Origin of the sequence: Streptomyces sp. AK08-02 (assembly GCF_033795085.1) — a bacterium.
Classification (GTDB): domain Bacteria; phylum Actinomycetota; class Actinomycetes; order Streptomycetales; family Streptomycetaceae; genus Streptomyces; species Streptomyces echiniscabiei.
Window position 1 is genome coordinate 232,324 of the sequence record NZ_JARAZV010000009.1, and the last position, 19,113, is coordinate 251,436.

The 19,113-nt window shown below is 70.4% G+C and carries 15 protein-coding genes; 7 read left to right on the forward strand and 8 right to left on the reverse strand.

The genetic code is table 11. The features are described from left to right. Positions 1-138: 138 nt before the first annotated feature. On the forward strand, positions 139-954 hold the full coding sequence (locus PV734_RS20305; protein WP_319094368.1) for a hypothetical protein: 816 nt from the start codon (positions 139-141) through the stop codon (positions 952-954). A 207-nt stretch (positions 955-1,161) separates the two neighbouring features. Here the strand turns inward: PV734_RS20305 and PV734_RS20310 are convergent, their stop codons facing one another. From PV734_RS20310 to PV734_RS20325, 4 genes are all read right to left on the reverse strand, one after another. After that, the gene (locus tag PV734_RS20310) at positions 1,162-1,356 is read right to left on the reverse strand and encodes a hypothetical protein (protein ID WP_319094369.1); all 195 of its coding nucleotides are present in this window, start codon (positions 1,354-1,356) and stop codon (positions 1,162-1,164) included. 136 nt (positions 1,357-1,492) lie between these two features. Beyond that, positions 1,493-2,278 carry a carbonic anhydrase gene (locus PV734_RS20315; protein WP_319094370.1) on the reverse strand — a complete coding sequence of 262 codons (786 nt, stop codon included), beginning with the start codon at positions 2,276-2,278 and terminating at the stop codon, positions 1,493-1,495. 157 nt (positions 2,279-2,435) lie between these two features. Further along, on the reverse strand, positions 2,436-3,311 hold the full coding sequence (locus tag PV734_RS20320; RefSeq protein ID WP_319290698.1) for a PhzF family phenazine biosynthesis isomerase: 876 nt from the start codon (positions 3,309-3,311) through the stop codon (positions 2,436-2,438). A 109-nt stretch (positions 3,312-3,420) separates the two neighbouring features. Further along, entirely contained in the window at positions 3,421-4,011 is a 591-nt protein-coding gene (locus tag PV734_RS20325) for a sigma-70 family RNA polymerase sigma factor (RefSeq protein WP_319094372.1), read from the reverse strand. Between the two features lie 141 nt (positions 4,012-4,152). On the opposite strand from PV734_RS20325, the gene PV734_RS20330 reads away from it, so the two are divergent. Next, positions 4,153-5,190: a MerR family transcriptional regulator gene (locus tag PV734_RS20330; protein ID WP_319094373.1), complete on the forward strand. Its 1,038-nt coding sequence runs from the start codon at positions 4,153-4,155 to the stop codon at positions 5,188-5,190. 28 nt (positions 5,191-5,218) lie between these two features. On the opposite strand, the gene PV734_RS20335 is transcribed toward PV734_RS20330, so the two are convergent. Beyond that, complete coding sequence (locus tag PV734_RS20335; protein ID WP_319094594.1) at positions 5,219-6,592, reverse strand: deoxyribodipyrimidine photo-lyase; 1,374 nt, start codon at positions 6,590-6,592, stop codon at positions 5,219-5,221. 179 nt (positions 6,593-6,771) lie between these two features. Beyond that, on the reverse strand, positions 6,772-8,961 hold the full coding sequence (locus tag PV734_RS20340; protein WP_319290700.1) for a glycoside hydrolase family 36 protein: 2,190 nt from the start codon (positions 8,959-8,961) through the stop codon (positions 6,772-6,774). Between the two features lie 105 nt (positions 8,962-9,066). Between PV734_RS20340 and PV734_RS20345 the strand changes: the two genes are divergently transcribed. From PV734_RS20345 to PV734_RS20365, 5 genes are all read left to right on the forward strand, one after another. Continuing rightward, positions 9,067-10,113: a LacI family DNA-binding transcriptional regulator gene (locus tag PV734_RS20345; protein ID WP_319094375.1), complete on the forward strand. Its 1,047-nt coding sequence runs from the start codon at positions 9,067-9,069 to the stop codon at positions 10,111-10,113. 191 nt (positions 10,114-10,304) lie between these two features. Further along, complete coding sequence (locus PV734_RS20350; protein ID WP_319094376.1) at positions 10,305-11,639, forward strand: ABC transporter substrate-binding protein; 1,335 nt, start codon at positions 10,305-10,307, stop codon at positions 11,637-11,639. 92 nt (positions 11,640-11,731) lie between these two features. Beyond that, positions 11,732-12,661 carry a sugar ABC transporter permease gene (locus PV734_RS20355; protein WP_319094377.1) on the forward strand — a complete coding sequence of 310 codons (930 nt, stop codon included), beginning with the start codon at positions 11,732-11,734 and terminating at the stop codon, positions 12,659-12,661. Positions 12,662-12,687: 26 nt separating this feature from the next. Further along, entirely contained in the window at positions 12,688-13,548 is an 861-nt protein-coding gene (locus PV734_RS20360; protein ID WP_319290884.1) for a carbohydrate ABC transporter permease, read from the forward strand. Between the two features lie 106 nt (positions 13,549-13,654). Further along, positions 13,655-16,126 carry a CBM35 domain-containing protein gene (locus tag PV734_RS20365; RefSeq protein WP_319290702.1) on the forward strand — a complete coding sequence of 824 codons (2,472 nt, stop codon included), beginning with the start codon at positions 13,655-13,657 and terminating at the stop codon, positions 16,124-16,126. A gap of 82 nt (positions 16,127-16,208) precedes the next feature. Here the strand turns inward: PV734_RS20365 and PV734_RS20370 are convergent, their stop codons facing one another. Together PV734_RS20370 and PV734_RS20375 are read right to left on the reverse strand one after the other, a co-directional pair. Next, the gene (locus PV734_RS20370; protein ID WP_319290704.1) at positions 16,209-16,511 is read right to left on the reverse strand and encodes a putative quinol monooxygenase; all 303 of its coding nucleotides are present in this window, start codon (positions 16,509-16,511) and stop codon (positions 16,209-16,211) included. A 44-nt stretch (positions 16,512-16,555) separates the two neighbouring features. Next, the gene (locus tag PV734_RS20375) at positions 16,556-19,081 is read right to left on the reverse strand and encodes a GH32 C-terminal domain-containing protein (RefSeq protein ID WP_319290707.1); all 2,526 of its coding nucleotides are present in this window, start codon (positions 19,079-19,081) and stop codon (positions 16,556-16,558) included. Positions 19,082-19,113: the final 32 nt, after the last annotated feature.

Genomic DNA, 19,113 nt, shown 5'->3' on the forward strand with positions numbered 1-19,113 from the left:
CGTCACACAGGCTGCACATACCTCGCCGAAAGCATCGCTACCTTTGCTCACGGCTCGCTCACCCGTGCGAAAGCGAATACAGGAAGACCGTAGATGGACTACTGCTCCACGTGCCGTCGGCATCTCAACGGTGCCCTCATGTGTCCCGGATGCGGCGCCTACGCCCCGGACATCGCTCCTCTCGCCGACGGAACGCCCGCACCGTCCGCCGTAACGGCCTCACCCGCCCCCGCGCACCTGTGGAGCGAGGCGGACTCCGTCGCCGAGGATCTCGGTCAGGCGCCGCAGGAGCACCCGTACGACGGTCCGGACGCTCCCTCCCCCGTGCCTGCGGGCCGGGCGGCGCGGCGCCGGCAGCGGGAACGCTGGAAGAAGACGCAGCGCAAGGCACTGGTCGCCACCGCGGTCGCGCTCGTCGGCGGAGGCCTGACGGTCGCCTCGCTGAACCGCCAGTCCCCGGACCGGACCCAGGCGGCGTCCGCACCGGACAGGGAGGTCATGGGGGCCGCCGAGGGGCAGGTCACGGACCCCACTCCGGTTTACTCGACGCCCACCGACTCGCGTCGGGCGAGGCAAGCCTCCTCTCCCGTCGCCGACCGGCGCGCCACGACCGGCACGCCGCACGAACAGGCCGCCGCCGCGCCTCACACCAGGCCGAAGACGCAGACGGTTCAGCAGAAGAGCGTCACAGGTCCCCTCGCGGCGCTGAACTCGGACGTGTCAGCGGCGGCCTCCACCGTGTCCGACACCACGGACGCGGCGACAGGGACGACGCCCTCCCCCACGCCCACGCCCCCGGCCACCGACGACACCAGCACCAGCGCATCGGGTACAGACACGGCCACGGACACATCATCGGCGACGCCGTCGCCGTCCGATTCCTCGACGTCCTCTTCCACGTCCTCGTCGTCGCCCGCAGGGATCTGTCTGCTCGGGCTGGTCTGCATCAGCTGATCCCGTAGGCGAGTTGTTCGGTCGCGCGGTGAGGGCTAGATCCCGGGAACGGGCAGACAGCCCCCACCAGCTCCCGCGTTGGGTGTCGTTGCGCCGCTTTGTGATCCACTGCTCGCGAGTCGCCGACACGGCCACGGCCGGTCCGCACCCCTCGCGACCGGGCCGGCTCCCCACCACCACGGAGTGCATCGCGTTCTCGGCCGGCGGCTACCTCCCGATCGCCACCACTACGTAAAGGCACCCGAGAACCGCGACCACAAGACCGACCGCCAGGGCCAGCACCGCACAGCCGAGCGCCCCCACGCTCCCGGCGATCGCTGCCCAGCCGAACCGCGTTGCCCGTTCGGCGCGTTGGACCACCTCGTCATGGTCACTGTCGTCGTACCAGCCACGATCGGCCATGATCACCCCTCTCTTGGACCCTACAGGCCGTCTGCGGGATCAGATACGGGACGGCGAGGTCAAGGGCGAAGCGGGGCCACGGCGCAGTCGGCCTCGGGGGACTGTCCCCCGAGGCCGACTGCTCCCGCTTACTTGCTCAGTTGATGCGGTGCACTCGCTGGGTGGTCAGCTCGTAGCGTGCGCCGACGATGGACAGGGCGCCCGAGTCCACCTTGGCGGCGAGGTCGGGCTCCGCTGCGAGCCGTGCCCGGATGAGCCGTATGTTGGCGTCGATCGTCGCGTCGACGCGCGCGTCGCCCTCCTTGCCGCGATCGATGGCCGGGGTGATCTGGTCGGCCAGATACTGGATGTGGGCGGGCAGTCGCTCGCCGGACTGGTCCGCCTGGACCGTGGCCTTCACCGCCCCGCACGACTGGTGGCCGAGCACCATGAGCAGGGGGATCCCCAGTTCGAGCACGCCGTACGCGAGGCTGCCGAGCACGGCCTCGTCAAGGACCTGACCCCCGCTGCGTATGGTCATCAGATCGCCGAGGCCCTGGTCGAAGACCATCTCCGGAGGCACCCGGGAGTCGATGCAGCCGAGCACCAGCGCGAAGGGGTGCTGACTGGTCGTCAGCGCCTGTCGGACGGCGGGAGACTCGTCGGGGTGCTGTTGCCGGAAGGTGCGCCAGCGACGGTTGCCCGCGGACAGCTCCCGCAGGGCCTCCTCGGCAGTCGTGGGCCGCTTTCGCGGAGCGGCGGTGGAGGGGGCGGCGACCGCGGGTTCGGCCCCGATGACCAGGCCGGCGCCGAGGACCGTGGTTCCGGTGAGCGCGGCACGCAGAAGGGAGCGCCGAGCGGGGGCTGTCGCGCCGGAGACCGGTGCGACGGATGCCGTCCGCTGCGGGTGGACGGCAGTGTGGGGTGCTGCTTGAGAGTTCACGGAAGGGAACGTACGTCCGACTCGACGGACCTCTGTGCGGGTTGCCCAATCATGATCAAACACTGAACCGTTCTTGGCGGAGCCGGGGGAATACCTTGGCCAACGCTCGAATCCGGTTCACGTGGAGGAGCGACACTCCTGTCACCCGGCCCGCGTTTCAGCCGATGCGTGTTCCCGCGCCGCCGACCCGGACGCGCGGGTCACCCGCGCGCAGCGTCACCGTGAGTTCGCCGGGGCGGCCCAGGTCCTCGCCCTGGTGCAGGGTGAGGACGGTGTCCTCGGGGACCAGGCCGAGTTCTCGGGCGTACGCGCCGAACGCGGCGGCTGCCGCGCCGGTGGCCGGATCCTCGACCACGCCGCCGACGGGGAACGGGTCACGGACATGGAAGACGGTGGCCGACTCGCGCCACACCAACTGGGTCGTGGTCAGGTCCAGGCGGTGCATCAGGGTTTCGAGGCGCTCGAAGTCGTATGCGAGATCCGCGAGGCGGGCCCGTGTCGCCGCCGCGAGAACGAGGTGGCGGGCGCCGGCGAAGGCGATACGGGGCGGGAAGCCCGGGTCGAGATCGAGGGCGGACCAGTCGAGGGCGGCCAGTGCCTCCGTGAGGTCGGTGTCGGTGATCTCCTCGATCCGTGGCTCGACGCTGGTGAGTGTGGCGCGGAGCGTCCCGCCCTCCTCGGCCACCACCACCGGCACGATGCCGGCGGGTGTCGCGAACACCAGCTCTCCGGGGCCCCGTCGCTCGGCGAGTGCGATGGCGGTCGCGACGGTCGCGTGGCCGCAGAACGGCACCTCGGCCCGGGGACTGAAGTAGCGGATGCGGTACGCCCTGCTGTCCTGGCCGCCGAGGCCGTCAGGCGGCGCGGTCAGGAACGCGGTCTCCGAGTATCCGAGTTCGGCGGCGATGGCCAGCATGTCGCTGTCGTCCAGGCCGGTGGCGTCCAGGACAACGCCGGCGGGGTTTCCGCCCGCGGGTGAGGTGGAGAAGGCGGTGTAGCGCAGTACCTCGGGCCTCGGCGTGTTCGTCGTCATGCCTGCCGCAACACGGGACAGGGCCGCCGCTGTTCCCGGCACCCGGTCCCCGCGCCGGGCCACCTCCGGGTTCCGGCGGCGCGGGCCGTCACAACGCGTCCGGGTCGCGTCACGCGTCGAAGGCGACTTCGAGCTCGCGCTTCAACCGGTACAGCCCGCGTCGTGCGTGGCTCTTGACGGTGCCCAGTGGCCAGCCCGTGCGCTCGGCGATCTGGCTCTGGCTGAGGTCCTCGTAGAAGGCGAGCCGCAGCACCCGCTGCTGGGCCGAGGCCAGTTTGGCGATCTCCGCGCGCACCACCATCCGGTCGAGGGCACCCTCCAACCGGTCGTCCACAGGATCGGCGAGCGCCGGCCAGGAGGCCGCCACGGCGACCGGCCGGCCGCGGCGGGTACGTGCGGCCAGCGCGTCGGCGATCCGGTGCCTGGCGATACCCACGATCCACCCGGCGAGCGGCCCACGCTCCGGCCGGTAGCCCCGCCGGCCTCTCCACACGCCGAGGAAGACCTGCTGGGTGACGTCCTCCGCCTCCTTCACGTCTCCCAGGGAGCGCCAGGCCAAGCTGTGCACCAGTGCCGACCAGCGCCGGTACACGGCCGCCAGGCATGCCTCGTCGCCCGCGACGAGGCCCCGGACCAGCTCCTCGTCGTCCGGTGACGCGGCGGGCGCGTCGGCCGGAGCGGCGCACTCGGGCATGTTCATGGGGGACTCCTCGTACGCGACCGATCCGACCGCCTCGATCCGGCGTACGTCGGTTCCGTCATGCTCCGAGTCCCGGGCCCAGGGCGGCAACTCGCATCGATTCTGCGTCGTATGGGCGGCGGACCGTCGTACAGTCGGCCCATGGACGGCACTCCGGGCGACAGCGCGGCGGCCCGGATCGAGCCGGCACCCCAGGACGTCGCGACCGGTCTCACCACCGGGGCGCTGGCCCGTCGGCTGGGGGTGTCACCCACCACGCTGCGTTCCTGGGACCACCGCTACGGCATCGGGCCAGCGATCCGCCCCGACGGCCGGCACCGCCGATGGGCCCCGCACGATGTGGCCGTACTGGAGGAGATGTGCCGGCTCACGTCCGCCGGTGTACCGCCCGCGGAGGCGGCTCGCGCCGCGCGGGCGGCGGCGGCCGTGGCTCCGGGCGACAGCCGGGCGTCCGCCGACGCGCCACGACCTGCTGCCGGCGTCCGCTCCCGCGCGGCGGGCCCGCTTCCGCTGGGCGATGTGCGCCGGGAGTGCAGAGGGCTCGCCCGCGCCGCCGTACGCCTCGACGCGCCCTCCGTGGAGCGGCAGTTGGCCAAGGCGGTCGAGGCGCACGGTCTCGTGGTCGCCTGGGAGGAGGTGATGGTGCCGACGCTGCGCGCCGTGGGCCGCAAATGGGCCTCGTCCGGCGACCGTTACGTCGAGGTGGAGCACCTCCTGTCCTGGCAGGTGTCGACCGCGCTGCGTCGCTTCACCCCGCCGGCGCTCGGCAGCGGCGGCCCTGGACCCGGTCCGGTGGTTCTGGCCTGTATGCCCGGCGAACAGCACACGCTCGCGCTGGAGGCACTGCACGCCGGTCTGGGTGAACGGGGCCTGCCCGCCCGGATGTTCGGGGCCGCCGTCCCCGCGGAGGCGCTGACCGCGGCGGTCGAGCGGCTCGGGCCGGCGGCCGTCGTCCTGTGGGCGCAGGCCCGCTCCACGGCGAGCCTCCCGCTGGCCCGGCGCGTCGCCCGCGCCCGGTGGGGGGTGAAGGGCGCCCGCCGCAGCCCCCTGGTGCTGCCGAGCGGCCCGGGCTGGATCGGCCGGACCGACCCGGGGATGCCGTGGCCCACCTCCCTGAAGGATGCCCTGGACACCCTGGAGGCACTGGCCGATGGCGACGCTCCCAGGGCGGGCCGGTGAGGTCGTCCGCGGTGGTCGGAGAGGTGGCTCAGTCAAGACCTCGGGCCCGCTTGAAGCGGTCGAGCCCGTCGGACAGGGCGACGATCGGGTCCGGGTAGTCGACGGCGGCCCGGTCCAGGCCGCGCAGTTTCCAGGGCTCGTGCACCACCGACCCTGCCAGCGACCGCAGTTCGGGCACCCATCGGCGCACATACGCGCCGTCGGGGTCGTACCGCTTGGCCTGGGTGACGGGGTTGAGGACCCGGTTGGGCCGCGAGTCGGTCCCGGTGCCGGCCATCCACTGCCAGTTGAGCTGGTTGTTGGCGATGTCACCGTCCACCAGCAGGTCCAGGAAGTGCCGGGCGCCGACACGCCAGTCGACGTACAGCGTCTTGGTGAGGAAGCTCGCGGTGAGCAGCCGTCCCCGGTTGTGCATCCAGCCCTCGTGCCGCAGTTGGCGCATCGCGGCGTCGACGATCGGGTAGCCGGTGCGGCCCTCCTTCCACGCCTCGACGTCCTCGCTCGCCTGTCGTCCGGACCGCCAACGGTCCTGGCGGGTGCGGTAGTCGGCGGTCGCCGAGTCCGGGCGGGCCGCGAGCACCTGACGGTGGAAGTCGCGCCAGGCGAGCTGCCGTACGAAGGCGTCGGCGCCCGGTCCGCCCGCTCGGCGGGCCCTGTGCACGAGTTCGACGGTGGAGAGCGTGCCGAAGTGCAGATGCGGCGAGAACCGGGAGGTGACGTCGCCGGCCAGGTCGTCATGGCCGTCCTCGTACGACGCCACCCCGGCGCGCAGCCATGCGGCGAGCCGGGCGCGGCCCTCGGCCTCACCACCGGCGGCGAGCCCCTCCGAGAGTCCCGGCAGGTCACTCCTGGACGGCAGGGAGTCGGACTCGACGCCCTCCGGCACCCGTACCGTCCGCGGCGCCCCGAGCGGCTCCCGCAGCGGGTGCTGCGACCAGTGCCGGAAGTACGGCGTGAAGACCGCGAAGTGGTCGGAGGCGGCCGGGACCACCGCACCCGGGGCGACGGCGACCGTCACCGTGTCGTGCACGTGCAGCCGTACGCCGTCCGCCTCCAGGGCGCGCCGCAGCCGGTCCTCCCGTCGGCGCGCGTGGCCGCTGACGTCGGCCGCCATGTGCACCTCGTCGGCGTCCGCCTCGGCGGCGACCCGGCACACCTCGCGCACCAGGTCGCCGTGGCGCAGGACCAGCCGTCCGCCCCGCTCGCGCAGACCGGTGTCGAGGTCGCGCAGACAGTCGGCGAGGAAGGCCAGCCGGTTGGGCACGGCGAACCCGGCGCCGTCCACCGCCGGGTCCCGCACGAACAGCGGGACGACCGTGCGGCTGTCGTCCAGGGCGGCCCGCAGCGGCGGATGGTCGTGCAGACGCAGGTCCGCGGTGAACAGGACGACCGAGACGTTCATGGTGCGTACTCCGGGGAGCAGGAGGAGGGACTGACGGGCGGCGCCCGCTGGTGACCACTTCCGGGTGTGGGCACGCATTGGATGCACACCGGCGGAACCCGTGTTCCCGGAACAATGCCCATATCACCACAAAGGTGTCATTCTTCTGCCGGGTGAACGTCTGCTCCTCGAACTCCTCCCTACTTCTCCGCAGTGAGGCGGATCAGCAGAACAGCGGGTGTGCGCGGGAGCGACACCGTCAGCTCGCCCCGGATCCCGTCCCAGGCCGTCGAGCCGGCGACAGCAGCGGTCTCGGCGGTCGGGTGCAGGATCTCCGCACGGACGTCCCGGCCCGCCAAGTGCCCGACAGGCAGACGGAGTTCGGTCGGTCCGCCGCGGCGCCAGACGGAGAGGTAGGACGCACGGTCACCGGGCACCCGCATGCCCAGCGCCAGCCATTCGTCCGTCCACCCCGGCAGACCGAGCGGCCAGAACGGCACGGCCCGCGCGAGATCGCCGCGGAGCGTCTTGTACACGGTCACCGCGTCCCGTACGAGGGCGAGCTGGTGCTCCGACATCCGGTCCAGATGGCCGGACAGATGGATCCGGCCGAGCAGCGCCCCGCCCAGGGTGAGGGTGATCAGGTCGTCGTCGAACCCCGGCTGCGGGTAGGCCCAGACGGCGCCCTGCTCGGGCGGCACCGCCGTGGGCGCGGCGGCGGCGATCGGCGGGTACTGGAGCGGGTCCTGCTGGTCGCTGGTGGACTGGAGCTGGGTGACGGCCAGGGTGGCGCCGTCCATGCGCATCCCGCCCGAGGCGCAGTTCTCGATCACCAGGCCCGGGTGCCGGTCCAGTACCTCGGAGAGCCAGGCCAGATACGCCTGTGCGTGGCCGAGCAGTCCGGCTCCCGGCGCGATGTCCCCGGGGGCGCAGGTGCCCGGGTCGACGACGATGTTGTAGTCCAGTTTGAGGTAGCCGACGCCCCAGTCTCCGACGATGCGGTCCACCGTTTTGTCGAGGTGCGCGCGGGCGGCCGGGTGCCGCAGGTCCAGCTGGTGACGGCCCTGTTCCGTCAGCCGTACGCCGTCCCGCTGGAAGAAGGCCTCCGGCGGGAGTTCGGAGGCGACGGGGCTGCGCACGCCCACGACCTCCGGCTCCAGCCACAGCCCGGGCACCATGCCGCGCTCCCTGATCCGGGCCAGGACCGCCTGGATGCCGCCCTCGGGGAAGCGGCGCGGCGAGGGCAGCCACTCGCCGACGCTGTCCCACCAGCCCTCGGTGCTGTCGTCGTACCAGCCGGAGTCGATACAGAAGTACTCAGAGCCGGCCCGGGCGGCGGCGTCGATCAGGGGCAGCAGTTTCTCCGTCGTCGGGTCGCCCATCAGGGTGTTCATGTAGTCGTTGAAGACGACCGGCAGCGCGGTGTGGTCAGGGTGCGGACGGCGTACCGCGCGGCGGTACGAGGTCAAGGCGGCGAAGGCGTCGTCCAGCCCCGAGCCGAGGGCCAGGACGCCGGGCACGGTGGTGAACTCGGCGCCGGGCGCGAGGCGGACCCGCCACTGGTGTTCCGCGTCCATGGGCCCGTTCAGCGCCAGATACGTGCCGTGGTCGCGCTCGCCCGCGTCCCAGCGCCAGCCGGCCGGGGACTCGATCTGCCACAACCAGGCCCGGTCGCCGCCGCGTTCGGTGAGAGCGCCCATCGGAAGGTGCCCGTCGGAGGGCCAACTGCCGCGTCCGGTCAGGGCCAGTGCCGCCCGGCTGTCGTGCTGGTGGACGTCGACGTGAATGTCGCTGACGGTGTCGCGCAGCGGCCCGGTGTACCAACGGCACTCCGCCAGCCAGTCGTTGCGGGCGCGGTGGACGTCGAGGCGGTCGGGAGAGGGGAGGGCGCCGAGCAGCAGACTGCTCACGGACTGGACGACGAGGGGCCCCTCTCCCCCGTTGCGCAGGCGGACGCGGGAGCGCAGCGCGGGCAGTCCGACAGGCGAGGACAGTTCGACGAATGCCGTCAACCCGGTGTCGGGATCGTGGAGTTCGACGGTCAGGTACGTCCAGCCGTCGGCGTCCCGAACGGTGTGGCTCCGGTGCCGCAGCCGGGCACCGAAGGCCGTGCCCGTGAATCGGGGGCCCGACCAGCCACTGCCGTGACCGAGGGCGGTGAGTTCCACGAGGTGGAGGGGTGCGTCGGGGCCGGGTTCGGGCGCCGACTCGCCGGTGCGGGTCCCCGCGCCGACACCGGGCCGCGGATCGGGACGGGTCAGCCGGACCAGTCGCAGGATCCCGTCGGCGCCGGTGGCGAACTCGGCCTCCAGGGCGCGATGACCCCAGACGAAGTGCTGCTCAGTGGTGGTGCGGGGGGCCGTGCCCGCCGAATCCGTCGTACCGGTCAACGTCTTCCCCTCCCGATGCCGCCTGGGCCGACGGTCTGCTTCTGCCGCGTGAATTGATGGTTACGGTCTCTTGACGACCCTCATGTGACCGGTCACAATCCTGGCATGAATGTGACCGGTCACACAAGACGCTCAGTGAGCATCCGGGATGTCGCCACCGCGGCCGGAGTCTCCTACCAGACCGTCTCCCGGGTGATCAACGACCACCCCAGCGTCAAGCCGTCCACCCGCGACAGGGTGCTGGCCGCCATCGACGAGCTGGGGTTCCGGCGCAACTCCACCGCGCTCGCCCTCGCCAGCGGACGCACCCGTGCCGTGACCGTGCTCACCTCCAACACCACGCACTACGGCTACGCCTCCATCCTCCAGGGCATCGAGGAGGCCGCCCGCGCCGCCGCCTACACCGTCGGGGTCGGCGTCCTCGAATCGACCGGCGGCGCCGACGAGGCCGCCGTCGACGCCCAGGTACGACGGGCGGCGGACGCGGGCGGCGGACTGATCGTGATCGCATACGATCCCGCCGGTGTACGGGCCCTGGGCGCCGTCCCCGCCGACCTCCCCGTCGTCGGCGTGGTCGAGACCCCCGCGACCCCGCCCGGCGGCGACCGCCCCTGGGTGTGGACCGACGACCGCGAGGCCGCCTACGAGGCGACCCGCCATCTGCTCTCCCTCGGCCACGAGACCGTGCACTACGTCGCCATCCCGTCCAGCACCCGGCGCACCAGCGCCCGTACGACCGGCTGGCAGCAGGCGCTCAAGGAGGCGGGAGCACCAGAACCCCGTGCACTGCAAGGGAGTTGGGGCCCGGCGGGCGGTCACGCGGCGGGCCTCGAACTCGCGAAGGACACCGCCGTCACCGCGATCCTGTGCGGCAACGACGACCTCGCGCTCGGGGTGATCCGCGCCCTCCACGAGACGGGCCGCACCGTCCCCGGCGAGGTGAGTGTGGCCGGCTTCGACGACGCCCCGCACTCCGCCTATCTCACCCCGTCGCTGACGACCGTGCGCCTGGACTTCACGGGCCTCGGCCGGTCGGCGTTCGCCCTGCTGCACGGCGTGCTGGAGGAGTCCGCGCCGATCGCCCCGCACTCCGTGTCCGTACCGGAACTGGTGGTGCGGGAGAGCTCGGGGCCACCGCCCGGACACGCCTGAACCCGCGTCCCCTTCACCTGTCCCTCTCCCCCGCAAGCCCTCCCCACGCACGCACTCCCACCCTCGCCTCTCCCACGTTCGTCCTTCCTGTACTCGCCAACTCGCTCCGCCCGCATCGTCCGCTCGCACCTTCCTCGCCGGACCGCTTCACGATCCGCCGCCCGTCCGAGCCCGTTCGCGAAAGGCACGTCATGACGAGAAGAACCCTCCCCGCGCTGGCGTTCATATGCGCCGCCGCCCTGTCCGTCACCGCATGCAGTGACCCCACCGCCGGGGACTCCGGCTCCTCCGCCGACTCGGGCACGGGGCAGACGAAGGTGAACCCGACCGCCCGCCTCGACGGCGTGAAGCTGACCATGTGGACCGCGCAGAACACCCTCAACGCGCCCAAGCAGGTCATCGACGCCTTCGAGAAGGCCACCGGGGCGAAGGTCGAGACGCAGGCGATCCCCGACCTCTACGAGCAGAACGTGCCGACGAAACTCGCGTCCGGCGACAGGCCCGACCTGATGTTCTGGCAGCCGTCCATCTCCACGCTGCCCTTCATCCAGCCGAAGCAGAACCTCCTCACCCTCGACGGTGAGGAGTGGGTGTCGAAGCTCGGCGACACCGAGAGGTCGCTCGGCGTCATCGACGGCAAGCGGTACGCGGCGATCGTCACGAGTCCCGCCATGCTCGGCGTCTACTACAACAAGGACGTCTTCAGGAAGGCCGGACTGAGCGAGGCCGACTTCCCCAAGTCGTACGACCAGTTGCTGGCCCTCGGCAGGACCGTCACGGACAGGACCGACGCGGCAGGCTTCTACGAGGCCGGCGGCGACAAGTGGCCGCTGCAGTGGCAGATGCAGGTCCAGCTCACCGACCTCGACAAGCAGTGGTGGGCCGACCTCAACCAGAACAAGGTGAAGTGGACCGACCCGGTCGTCGTCGGGGCCATCAAGAAGTACAAGGAGAAGCTGCTCGACGCCGGGCTCGCGCAGAAGAACTACAAGACCGGCACCTTCACCGGGCAGGCCGACTCCCTCTGGAAGGGGGAGTCGGGCATGGTCCTGAACGTCACCTCGTTCCAGAGCCAGTTGCAGGCCAAGTACTCGACTGCCGAGATCGACAAGAGGATCGGCTGGTTCCCGGTCGCCAATTCCTCCGCCACCGGCCTGTACTCGCCGGACCAGACCAACGGCGTGGTCGCCTTCAAGACCGGTGACGAGAAGCGGCAGAACGCCTCCCGGCAGTTCCTGGCCTTCTGGCTCGGGCCGGACTACGCCGACTACATCAAGACGATGAAGATCCCGTCCGTGGAGCCGTCCGTGCCGACCCCCGCCGGTCTTCCCGAGGCGTCGATGGCACAGGTCAAGGCCCTCCCCACGGCCATCGGCGTCTTCCAGGCCAAGGCGATCGTCGCGCCCGACACCCACCTCTACCTCGCCGACATGCTGTACGGCAAGAAGAGTCCGCAGCAGGTCGCGCAGGCCATCGAGGACCAGTTCGCACAGGTGGCCAAGGCCCAGGCCGCACCCGGCTTCTAGACCGGCGACCGAACCGGTCTCCGGACCGGCTTGTGAACCGGCTTCCGGACCGGCATGAGGATCGACCGACCCGACCGGCAAGGACTCTTCCGATGGCGGACACGGCCATACGTACGCGCACGCAGAAACCGGCACCCGCCAAGGGCCGGGCGGGAAAGGCGGGACGGCTGCCCCGCGCCGCCGTCCATCACCCCTGGTGGTTCGCCCTTCCCGCGATCGTCGTCTTCGCGGCCTTCTTCCTGGTGCCGAACCTGCTCAACTTCTACTACCCGTTCACCAACTGGTCCTCCTACCACCCGGACATCGCCTTCACCGGGCTCGACAACTTCACGACCATCGCCCACGACGGCTCGCTGCTGCGGGCGATCCGCACAACGCTGCTCTACGCCGTCATGGCGGCGGTCTTCCAGAACGGCTTCGGGCTCGGTCTGGCGCTGCTCCTTGAGGCGGACAGCCGGTTCAACCGGTTCTTCCGCGCGGTCTTCTTCCTGCCCGTGCTCATCTCCGCGCTCGCCACCGGCTATGTCTTCCAGTCCCTGTTCAACCAGGACGGCGCCGTCAACGGCCTGCTCGGTACGGACATCCCGTGGCTCGGCTCGACGTCCTGGACGCTGGTCCTGGTCACCGTCATCCACGGCTGGAAGTGGATGGGCCTGTCCATGCTCATCTATCTCGCCGGCCTCAAGGGCATCCCCGGCGAGATGCTGGAGGCCGCGAAGTGCGACGGCGCGGGGCCGTGGCGGACCTTCTGGTCGGTGCGCTGGCCGATGCTGGCGCCCGCCCTCACCTTCAACGTCACCACGGCGCTCATCGGCTCGATGAACACCTTCGACATCGTGCAGGCGACGACGGGCGGCGGACCCGCGGGGTCCACGGAGGTCTTCAACATCTACATGTTCCGGATCTTCGGACAGGGCCTGTACGCCCAGGCCTCCGCGATGAGCCTCGTCCTCTTCCTGGTCGTGGTCGCCGTCGCGATCCCCCTCGTCATCGGACTGCGCCGAAGGGAGCAACTGCTGTGAGCACCGCCGTGAATCCCGTATCCACTGTGAATCCCTCGTCCGTCGCACGTCGCGCGTCCGCGGTCAACCCCGCCTGGCGGTACGGTCGTCCGGCGCTCGTCCTGCTGCTCGCCGCCCTCGCCGTCGGCGTACCCCTGTGGCTGGTCGCCGTCACGTCCGCCAAGCCGCAGGCCGAGGCGATCACCCCGAACCTGGACCTGCCGCGGCACTGGCAGCCGGGCAGCAACTACGAAGAAGCCGTCAGTCAGGGCGAGATGCTGCACGGATTCCTCAACTCCCTGCTCGTCGTGGTGCCTTCGGTCGCCCTCGTCCTCATCCTGGGGGCCGGCGCGGCCTGGGTCTTCGCCCGCCGCAAGTCGAAGCTGGTCTCGGCGGCGTACGCGATCTGCATCAGCGGACTGCTGTTGCCGCCCGCCGTCATCACCATCGTCATGGAGCTGCGGCAGCTCGGCCTCGCGGGAACCCGGCCGGGCATGATCGCCGTCTACACCGGGATGTACCTCTCCACCTCGGTCTTCTTCATGACCGGCTTCATCCGGGCCACCCCGGTGGAGTTGGAGGAGGCCGCGCGAATGGACGGCGCGTCGCCGCTGCGGATCTTCCGCCAGATCATCCTGCCGCTGCTCAGGCCCGTCATCGCCACCGCGACGATCATGGTCATGCTCTACGCCTGGAGCGACATCTTCTACGCCTTCTTCGTCCTCGGCGGCGGAGAGAAGGCGACCCTGCCGCTGAACCTCTACAAGGTCGCCAGCGCCCAGCTGTACCTCAACAACTGGCATCTCGTCTTCGCGTACGTCGTGGTGATGAGCCTGCCCATGGTCGCCATCCTCCTGGTGGCCCAGCGAAAGATCGTGTCCGGAATCACCAGTGGAGCCGTCAAATGACCGGAGGTCCCTCGGCGTGAGCACCCGCACCCCCACGCGAACGCGTACGAAATCCCGTTCCCGTTCCGCAACCGTCCTTGTCACAGCCGTACTTGGAGCAGCCGCCATGGCAGGCACCCTCCCCGCCGCAGGGCCTGCGGCAGCTTCGGACCCACAGCGGGTAACCGTCGACCTCGGCGCGTCCGAGGGCCCGGTGACGCTCGGCGCCAACGGCACCCTGTACGGGCTCAGCGACGACGGCGTGCCCAGCGACGCCATGCTGGCTCCCCTGAAGATCACCAGCATCTCGCAGAAGCCGGAGGGCGGCGCCCAGCACCCCAACGGTGACGCGCTCACGGTCTCCAGGTCGTTCTTCCGCAACGGCGGCGGCGAGATCAACGTGATGATGCAGGACATCTACGCGAAGTGGCCGTACGAGGACCTCGGCATCGAGGACTACCTCCCCAAGGTCGACAAGATCGTCAAGGAGGTGTCGGCCGACCCGAACAGCGAGCACTTCGTCTACATCCCCTTCAACGAGCCCGACCAGATCTGGTACAACCTCGGCACCTCGAACCAGGCGCAGTACGAGGTCAACCGTGACCGGTTCTTCAAGGACTGGAAGACGGTGTTCGAGCGCATCCGCGCGATCGACCCGGACGCCAGGATCGCCGGCCCGAACGAGTCCGGCTACCACAATCGCCTGCTGACCGACTTCCTCGCCTTCGCCAAGCGGGAGAACGTCCTGCCCCAGGTCCTGACCTGGCACGAGTTGGACTCCAGCTCGCTGAAGAACTTCCAGGGGAACTACGACGACTACCGCGCGATCGAACGCCGGCTCGGCATCTCACCCCTGAAGATCAACATCGATGAGTACGCCAACCGCCGCGACCTCTCCGTGCCGGGCCAACTCGCCCAGTGGGTCTCGATGTTCGAGCGCAACAAGGTGTACGCCAACCAGGCCTACTGGGACGCCGCCGGCAACCTCGACGGCAATGTCGTACGCAGCAACATCCCCAACGGCGGCTGGTGGTTCTTCCGTTGGTACGCGGGAATGACCGGCGACACGGTCAGGGTGACCCCGCCGCAGGCCAACACCGTCGACACCCTGCAGGGGCTGGCCTCGTACGACAGGAAGCGCCGCCAGGCGCAGGTCCTGCTCGGCGGCTCGGCCGGTGACGCCGACGTCGTGGTACGGAACGTCTCCCGGTCCGCCTTCGGGCGTACGGTCACCGCGACCGTCGCCGAGGCCGCCTGGTCCGGCTACGAGGGACAGCACGCCGCGCCCCGCGTCCTCGCCCGTACGAAGGTGAAGGTCACGGCCGACGGTACGGTGACCGTCCCGCTGCGCGGCCTGCACAAGATGTCCGCGTACCGGATCGTCCTCACCCCCGGCGGCTCGGGCACCCCGTCCGCCGCGTCCGTCCCCTGGTCGGCGTCGTACGAGGCCGAGGACGCGGCCATCACCGGCGGCCAGGTCTACACGCAGGGCACGGTCAGCAACGCCAACGGCTACGCGGCTTCCGGGACGAAGGATGTCGGCTCGCTGAACCAGGCCACCAGCAAGGTCGACTTCACGGTGGACGTACCGGCGGCCGGGACCTACGACCTGGCGATCCTGTACGGCAACCAGTCCGGGACACCGGCCACGCAGCAGCTCTCGGTCGACGGCCAGGACCCGGTCACGGTCTCCTACCCCTCCACCGAGAACTGGACCTACCGCGCCAAGAAGGACGTCACCGTCGACCTCCCGGCCGGGCGGCACGTCCTGACCCTGGCCAAGGGCGACACCGAGGTCACCCTCGACCGCATCGACCTGACCGCCCGAACCTCCGCCGTGCCCTCGGCGTCGTACGAGGCCACGCTCGCGGACATCAGCGGCCGGCCGTCCTTCGACTACTCCTCGTCCACCGGGGTCGGCACGGGCTCCCTCGTCCTGCGCACCGGTGACAAGGCGGTCTTCGACGTCTACGCCCCGCGCGACGGTTACTACTCGGTGGTGCCGCGAGCCTCGGCTCCGGTACGGCTCGAGCTGCACGGCCAGAAGGTGACGGCGGTACCCGGCAAGGCGCTGCGGCTGTACCTGGTCGCGGGCAACAACCGCGTCGCGCTGACGGCCAAGGCCGCCTCGGTCCGCTCCCTCGACGTCTCGGGCAACGGTTCGACCGCCGGCACGCTCTCCTACGAGGGCGCCTCGGCCACCCTCGCGGGCGGCGCCAAGCTCGTCGACTCGCGCTACGCGTCCGCCGGTTCCTACATCGGCTGGCTCGGCAACAGCGCGGCCAGCACCGCCGAGTTCACGGTCAAGGCGCCCAGGTCGGGCCGCTACATGCTGGTCATCAGCTACGCGCACAACGAGCGGCGCGACAACGGCCACTCCTACAACACGGACATCATGTCCCGTACGGCGGACCTCACGGTGGGGACGAGCACTCCCCGCACGGTCACCTTCAAGAACACCTGGGGCTGGGACGACTACTGGACGCTGGGCGTCCCTGTCGACCTGAAGGCGGGCTCCAACAAGGTGACGTTCGGGAACGCGAGCGCGTGGGCCCCGAACATCGACCGGATCGAACTGGGCCGGGTCATCGGCGAGTAGCCGACCGACTCCGACACAGGGCCGGGCCGGATCTCCACGGAGATGCGGCCCGGTTCCACGTCGGGGCCCGGCGGCACAGCGGTCAGGGATTCGCCGCCAGCGGGTTCAGGAACGTCAGCACGGAGGCGTCCTCCTCGATCAGCGGGACGAGGGCGGCGTTGAAAGGGCCGCCGTACGGGGCTTTCAGATGCGCCTGGAAGGCGTCCTCGTCCCGGTACACCTCGAAGATCCAGAAGGCGCGCGGGCTGGCTGCCTTGGTGTAGACGTCGAAGGTGAGGTTGCCTTCTTCCTCGCGGACCTTCAGGGCGTAGTCCCCGATCATCCGGGCGACCTCGTCCTGTGTTCCTTCACGGGCGGTGAACTCTGCGAGCAGGGTCTTCTTCACGGTGCGTGTCCTTGTGATGGCTGTCGGGGCGGGTGGCCGTTGTGTCAGTCGTGGATGGAGTCGAGGTGCCAGACGGTGGCCTTGTCGAGCGTCACCGAGCCGTTCTCGGCAAAGACCTGCACTCCCTGGCCGGCGGGGTCGGGGAAGATCTGGTCGGTGATCACCGCTTCGCCGTCGCCGCCGAAGACCTCGACGGACGACCGGTCGACGAGGATCCTCAGTTTGATCCTGCCGTTCGCGGCCTTCAGGGGCGCGGTCTGGATGCCGGGGAACGTGCTGTCGAAGTCCACGGCGCCGGAGTGGGTGCGGTCGACGTACAGCTCCTGGGTCGTGGTGTCGTAACCGATGACGGTCTCCTCGCCCGCGGCGCCCGTGCGAACCTTGAGCCCGAAGCGTTCGGCGTCCTTGAGGGAGAAGGTGGCCTCGATGTCGAGCGCCTTGCCTTCGGCGGCGGGACCGGCCACTGCCCTCGACGTGTTCGTCACGGTGTCGGCTGTGGCGGTCGCCGGGGATGCCTGCCGCAGGGACTCCACACTGTTCACCGGCTCGCTGGTCAGCCGGACCCGGCCGTCGACGGTGCGCAGGGCCATCCGGCGGGGGATGCTCTGCGCCCCGCGCCAGGGGGAGGTGGGGACGGCGCCGGCGTAGTCCCAGTTGCTCATCCAGCCGATCATGTACCGCTCGCCGTCCGGGGCGCCCTCCCAGGAGACGGCCGCGTAGTAGTCCTTGCCGTAGTCGGCCCAGTCGGCACGCTGCACGACGGACTTCGCGGGCGCGGAGGCTGTGGTGAACTGGTCGGCGAGGATGTGGCCCCAGCCGCCGGTGTTCATGTCGACGAGCTGGATCCGAGCCTGCTTGCCGAGGTAGGGGCGCATGTCGAAGGAGGCCCAGTCCAGCGTCTCGCTGTCGGAGCCGGTCGCGCTGCGGACGGTCTGGCCGTCGACGACCAGGTTGACGGAGGTCTCCTGGGTGCCGGGCTGGGCCTGGGTGTCGGACAGCACGATCTGGTCGGCGTTGATGTGGCCCCAGCTGCCCGTGTTGTCGTCGACCACCCGGATCCGTGCCTTTTTGCCGGCGAGGTCGCTGACGTCCCAGGAGGCCGTCTCGAGTGCCTCGGCGTCCTTCCCGGTGGCGCTGCGCACGACCTGTCCGTCGACGAGGAGTTCGAGGGCGGTGGGGTTGGCGGCGCTGAGGGGGTGGTTGCCGCCGCCGATGAGGAAGTTGACGTACCGCTTGTCGATGGTGAACTCGGGGGAGGTGAGGGTGCCGGTGGTGGCGTCGCCGTTCAGGAAGGTGTTGACCAGGCCGCCGCCCTGGAAGCCGGAGACCTGCTGCTGACCGGGGAGGGTGCCGGTGGCCGGCGCCGCGCCGAACGCGGTGCCGGTCGTCGTCCAGCCGCCGTAGGTGCCGCCGTCGAAGTCGGCGAGGATCTTCCCGGGCTGGTGCGGGTGCCGGCCGCCGCCCACCTTGAAGTTCAGGTAGGGGCTGCCGACGGTGAAGGCGGGCGAGGTGAGGGTGCCGGTGGTGGCGTCCCCGGAGTGGAAGCTGTTGGCGAGGCCCTGGCCGTCGAAGCCTGAGACGCTCTGCTGCCCTTCGAGCGTCCCGGCCGCCGGTCCCGGGCCGAACGCGGTGCCCGTGGCCGTCCACGAACCGAAGCCGGTGCCCTCGAAGTTCTGCACGACGGTCCCGGCGGGCGGGGTGTAGGTGCCGTCGTCGTCGGCGGTGAACTTCGTGCCGTCGAAGTCGCCGACGAAGTACTGGGCCGCCGAACCGCCCGCGATGCCACCGGGGTTGATGTTGACGACCAGGACCCACTTGATGTTGTTCGCGTCCCCGTCGACGGCGAGGGGGAACAGATCGGGGCACTCCCACACGCCGCCCGTCGCGCCGGCCGGGCCGAACTCGCTGAGCTGCGTCCAGTCCTTGAGGTTCTTGGAGGAGTAGAACCGCACCTTGTGCTCGACGGACAGCGACACCGTCATCAGCCAGCTCCTGGTCGGCGCGTACCACTGGACCTTGGGGTCGCGGAAGTCTCTCGAACCGATGTCGATGACGGGATTGCCCTGGTACTTGGTCCAGGTGCGGCCCCGGTCGGTGCTGTAGGCGAGCGACTGCGACTGGATGCCGGTGGACGTGTTGTGGCTGGTGTAGATCGCCACCATGGGCGGGTTCTCCGTGGTGCCGAAACCCGTGGTGTTGTTCTCGTCGACGACCGCGCTGCCGGAGAAGACCATCTCCTCGTCGTCGTGCGACAGGGCGAGCGGCAGCTGCTGCCAGTGGACGAGGTCCGTACTCACCGCGTGGCCCCAGGACATGTCGCCCCAGGAGTTGCCACTCGGGTTGTACTGGTAGAAGAGGTGGTATTCGCCCTGGTAGTACACGAGACCGTTGGGGTCGTTCATCCAGTTCTTGTCCGGGGTGAAGTGGAACTGGGGACGATAGGTCTCGGAGTACGGCGGGGGATCGGCGGCCACGGCCTGGGGGGCGAGCAAAGGGGCGGACAGGGCGCAGACGGCCGCCGCAGCGGTCATCCGCACGCGGGCATGCCGGGATACGCGTCCAGAGCTCATGGGTGTCTCCTGTGCTGCGGCCACCCAGGCAG

Bases quoted from the DNA above. Each gene is read 5' to 3' on its own strand.
- PV734_RS20330 (WP_319094373.1), top strand. From the start codon at position 4,153: ATGGACGGCACTCCGGGCGACAGCGCGGCGGCCCGGATCGAGCCGGCA.
- PV734_RS20310 (WP_319094369.1), bottom strand. From the start codon at position 1,356: ATGGCCGATCGTGGCTGGTACGACGACAGTGACCATGACGAGGTGGTC.
- PV734_RS20350 (WP_319094376.1), top strand. From the start codon at position 10,305: ATGACGAGAAGAACCCTCCCCGCGCTGGCGTTCATATGCGCCGCCGCC.
- PV734_RS20365 (WP_319290702.1), top strand. From the start codon at position 13,655: ATGGCAGGCACCCTCCCCGCCGCAGGGCCTGCGGCAGCTTCGGACCCA.
- PV734_RS20355 (WP_319094377.1), top strand. From the start codon at position 11,732: ATGGCGGACACGGCCATACGTACGCGCACGCAGAAACCGGCACCCGCC.
- PV734_RS20335 (WP_319094594.1), bottom strand. From the start codon at position 6,592: ATGAACGTCTCGGTCGTCCTGTTCACCGCGGACCTGCGTCTGCACGAC.
- PV734_RS20320 (WP_319290698.1), bottom strand. From the start codon at position 3,311: ATGACGACGAACACGCCGAGGCCCGAGGTACTGCGCTACACCGCCTTC.
- PV734_RS20375 (WP_319290707.1), bottom strand. From the start codon at position 19,081: ATGAGCTCTGGACGCGTATCCCGGCATGCCCGCGTGCGGATGACCGCT.
- PV734_RS20305 (WP_319094368.1), top strand. From the start codon at position 139: ATGTGTCCCGGATGCGGCGCCTACGCCCCGGACATCGCTCCTCTCGCC.
- PV734_RS20325 (WP_319094372.1), bottom strand. From the start codon at position 4,011: ATGAACATGCCCGAGTGCGCCGCTCCGGCCGACGCGCCCGCCGCGTCA.
- PV734_RS20345 (WP_319094375.1), top strand. From the start codon at position 9,067: ATGAATGTGACCGGTCACACAAGACGCTCAGTGAGCATCCGGGATGTC.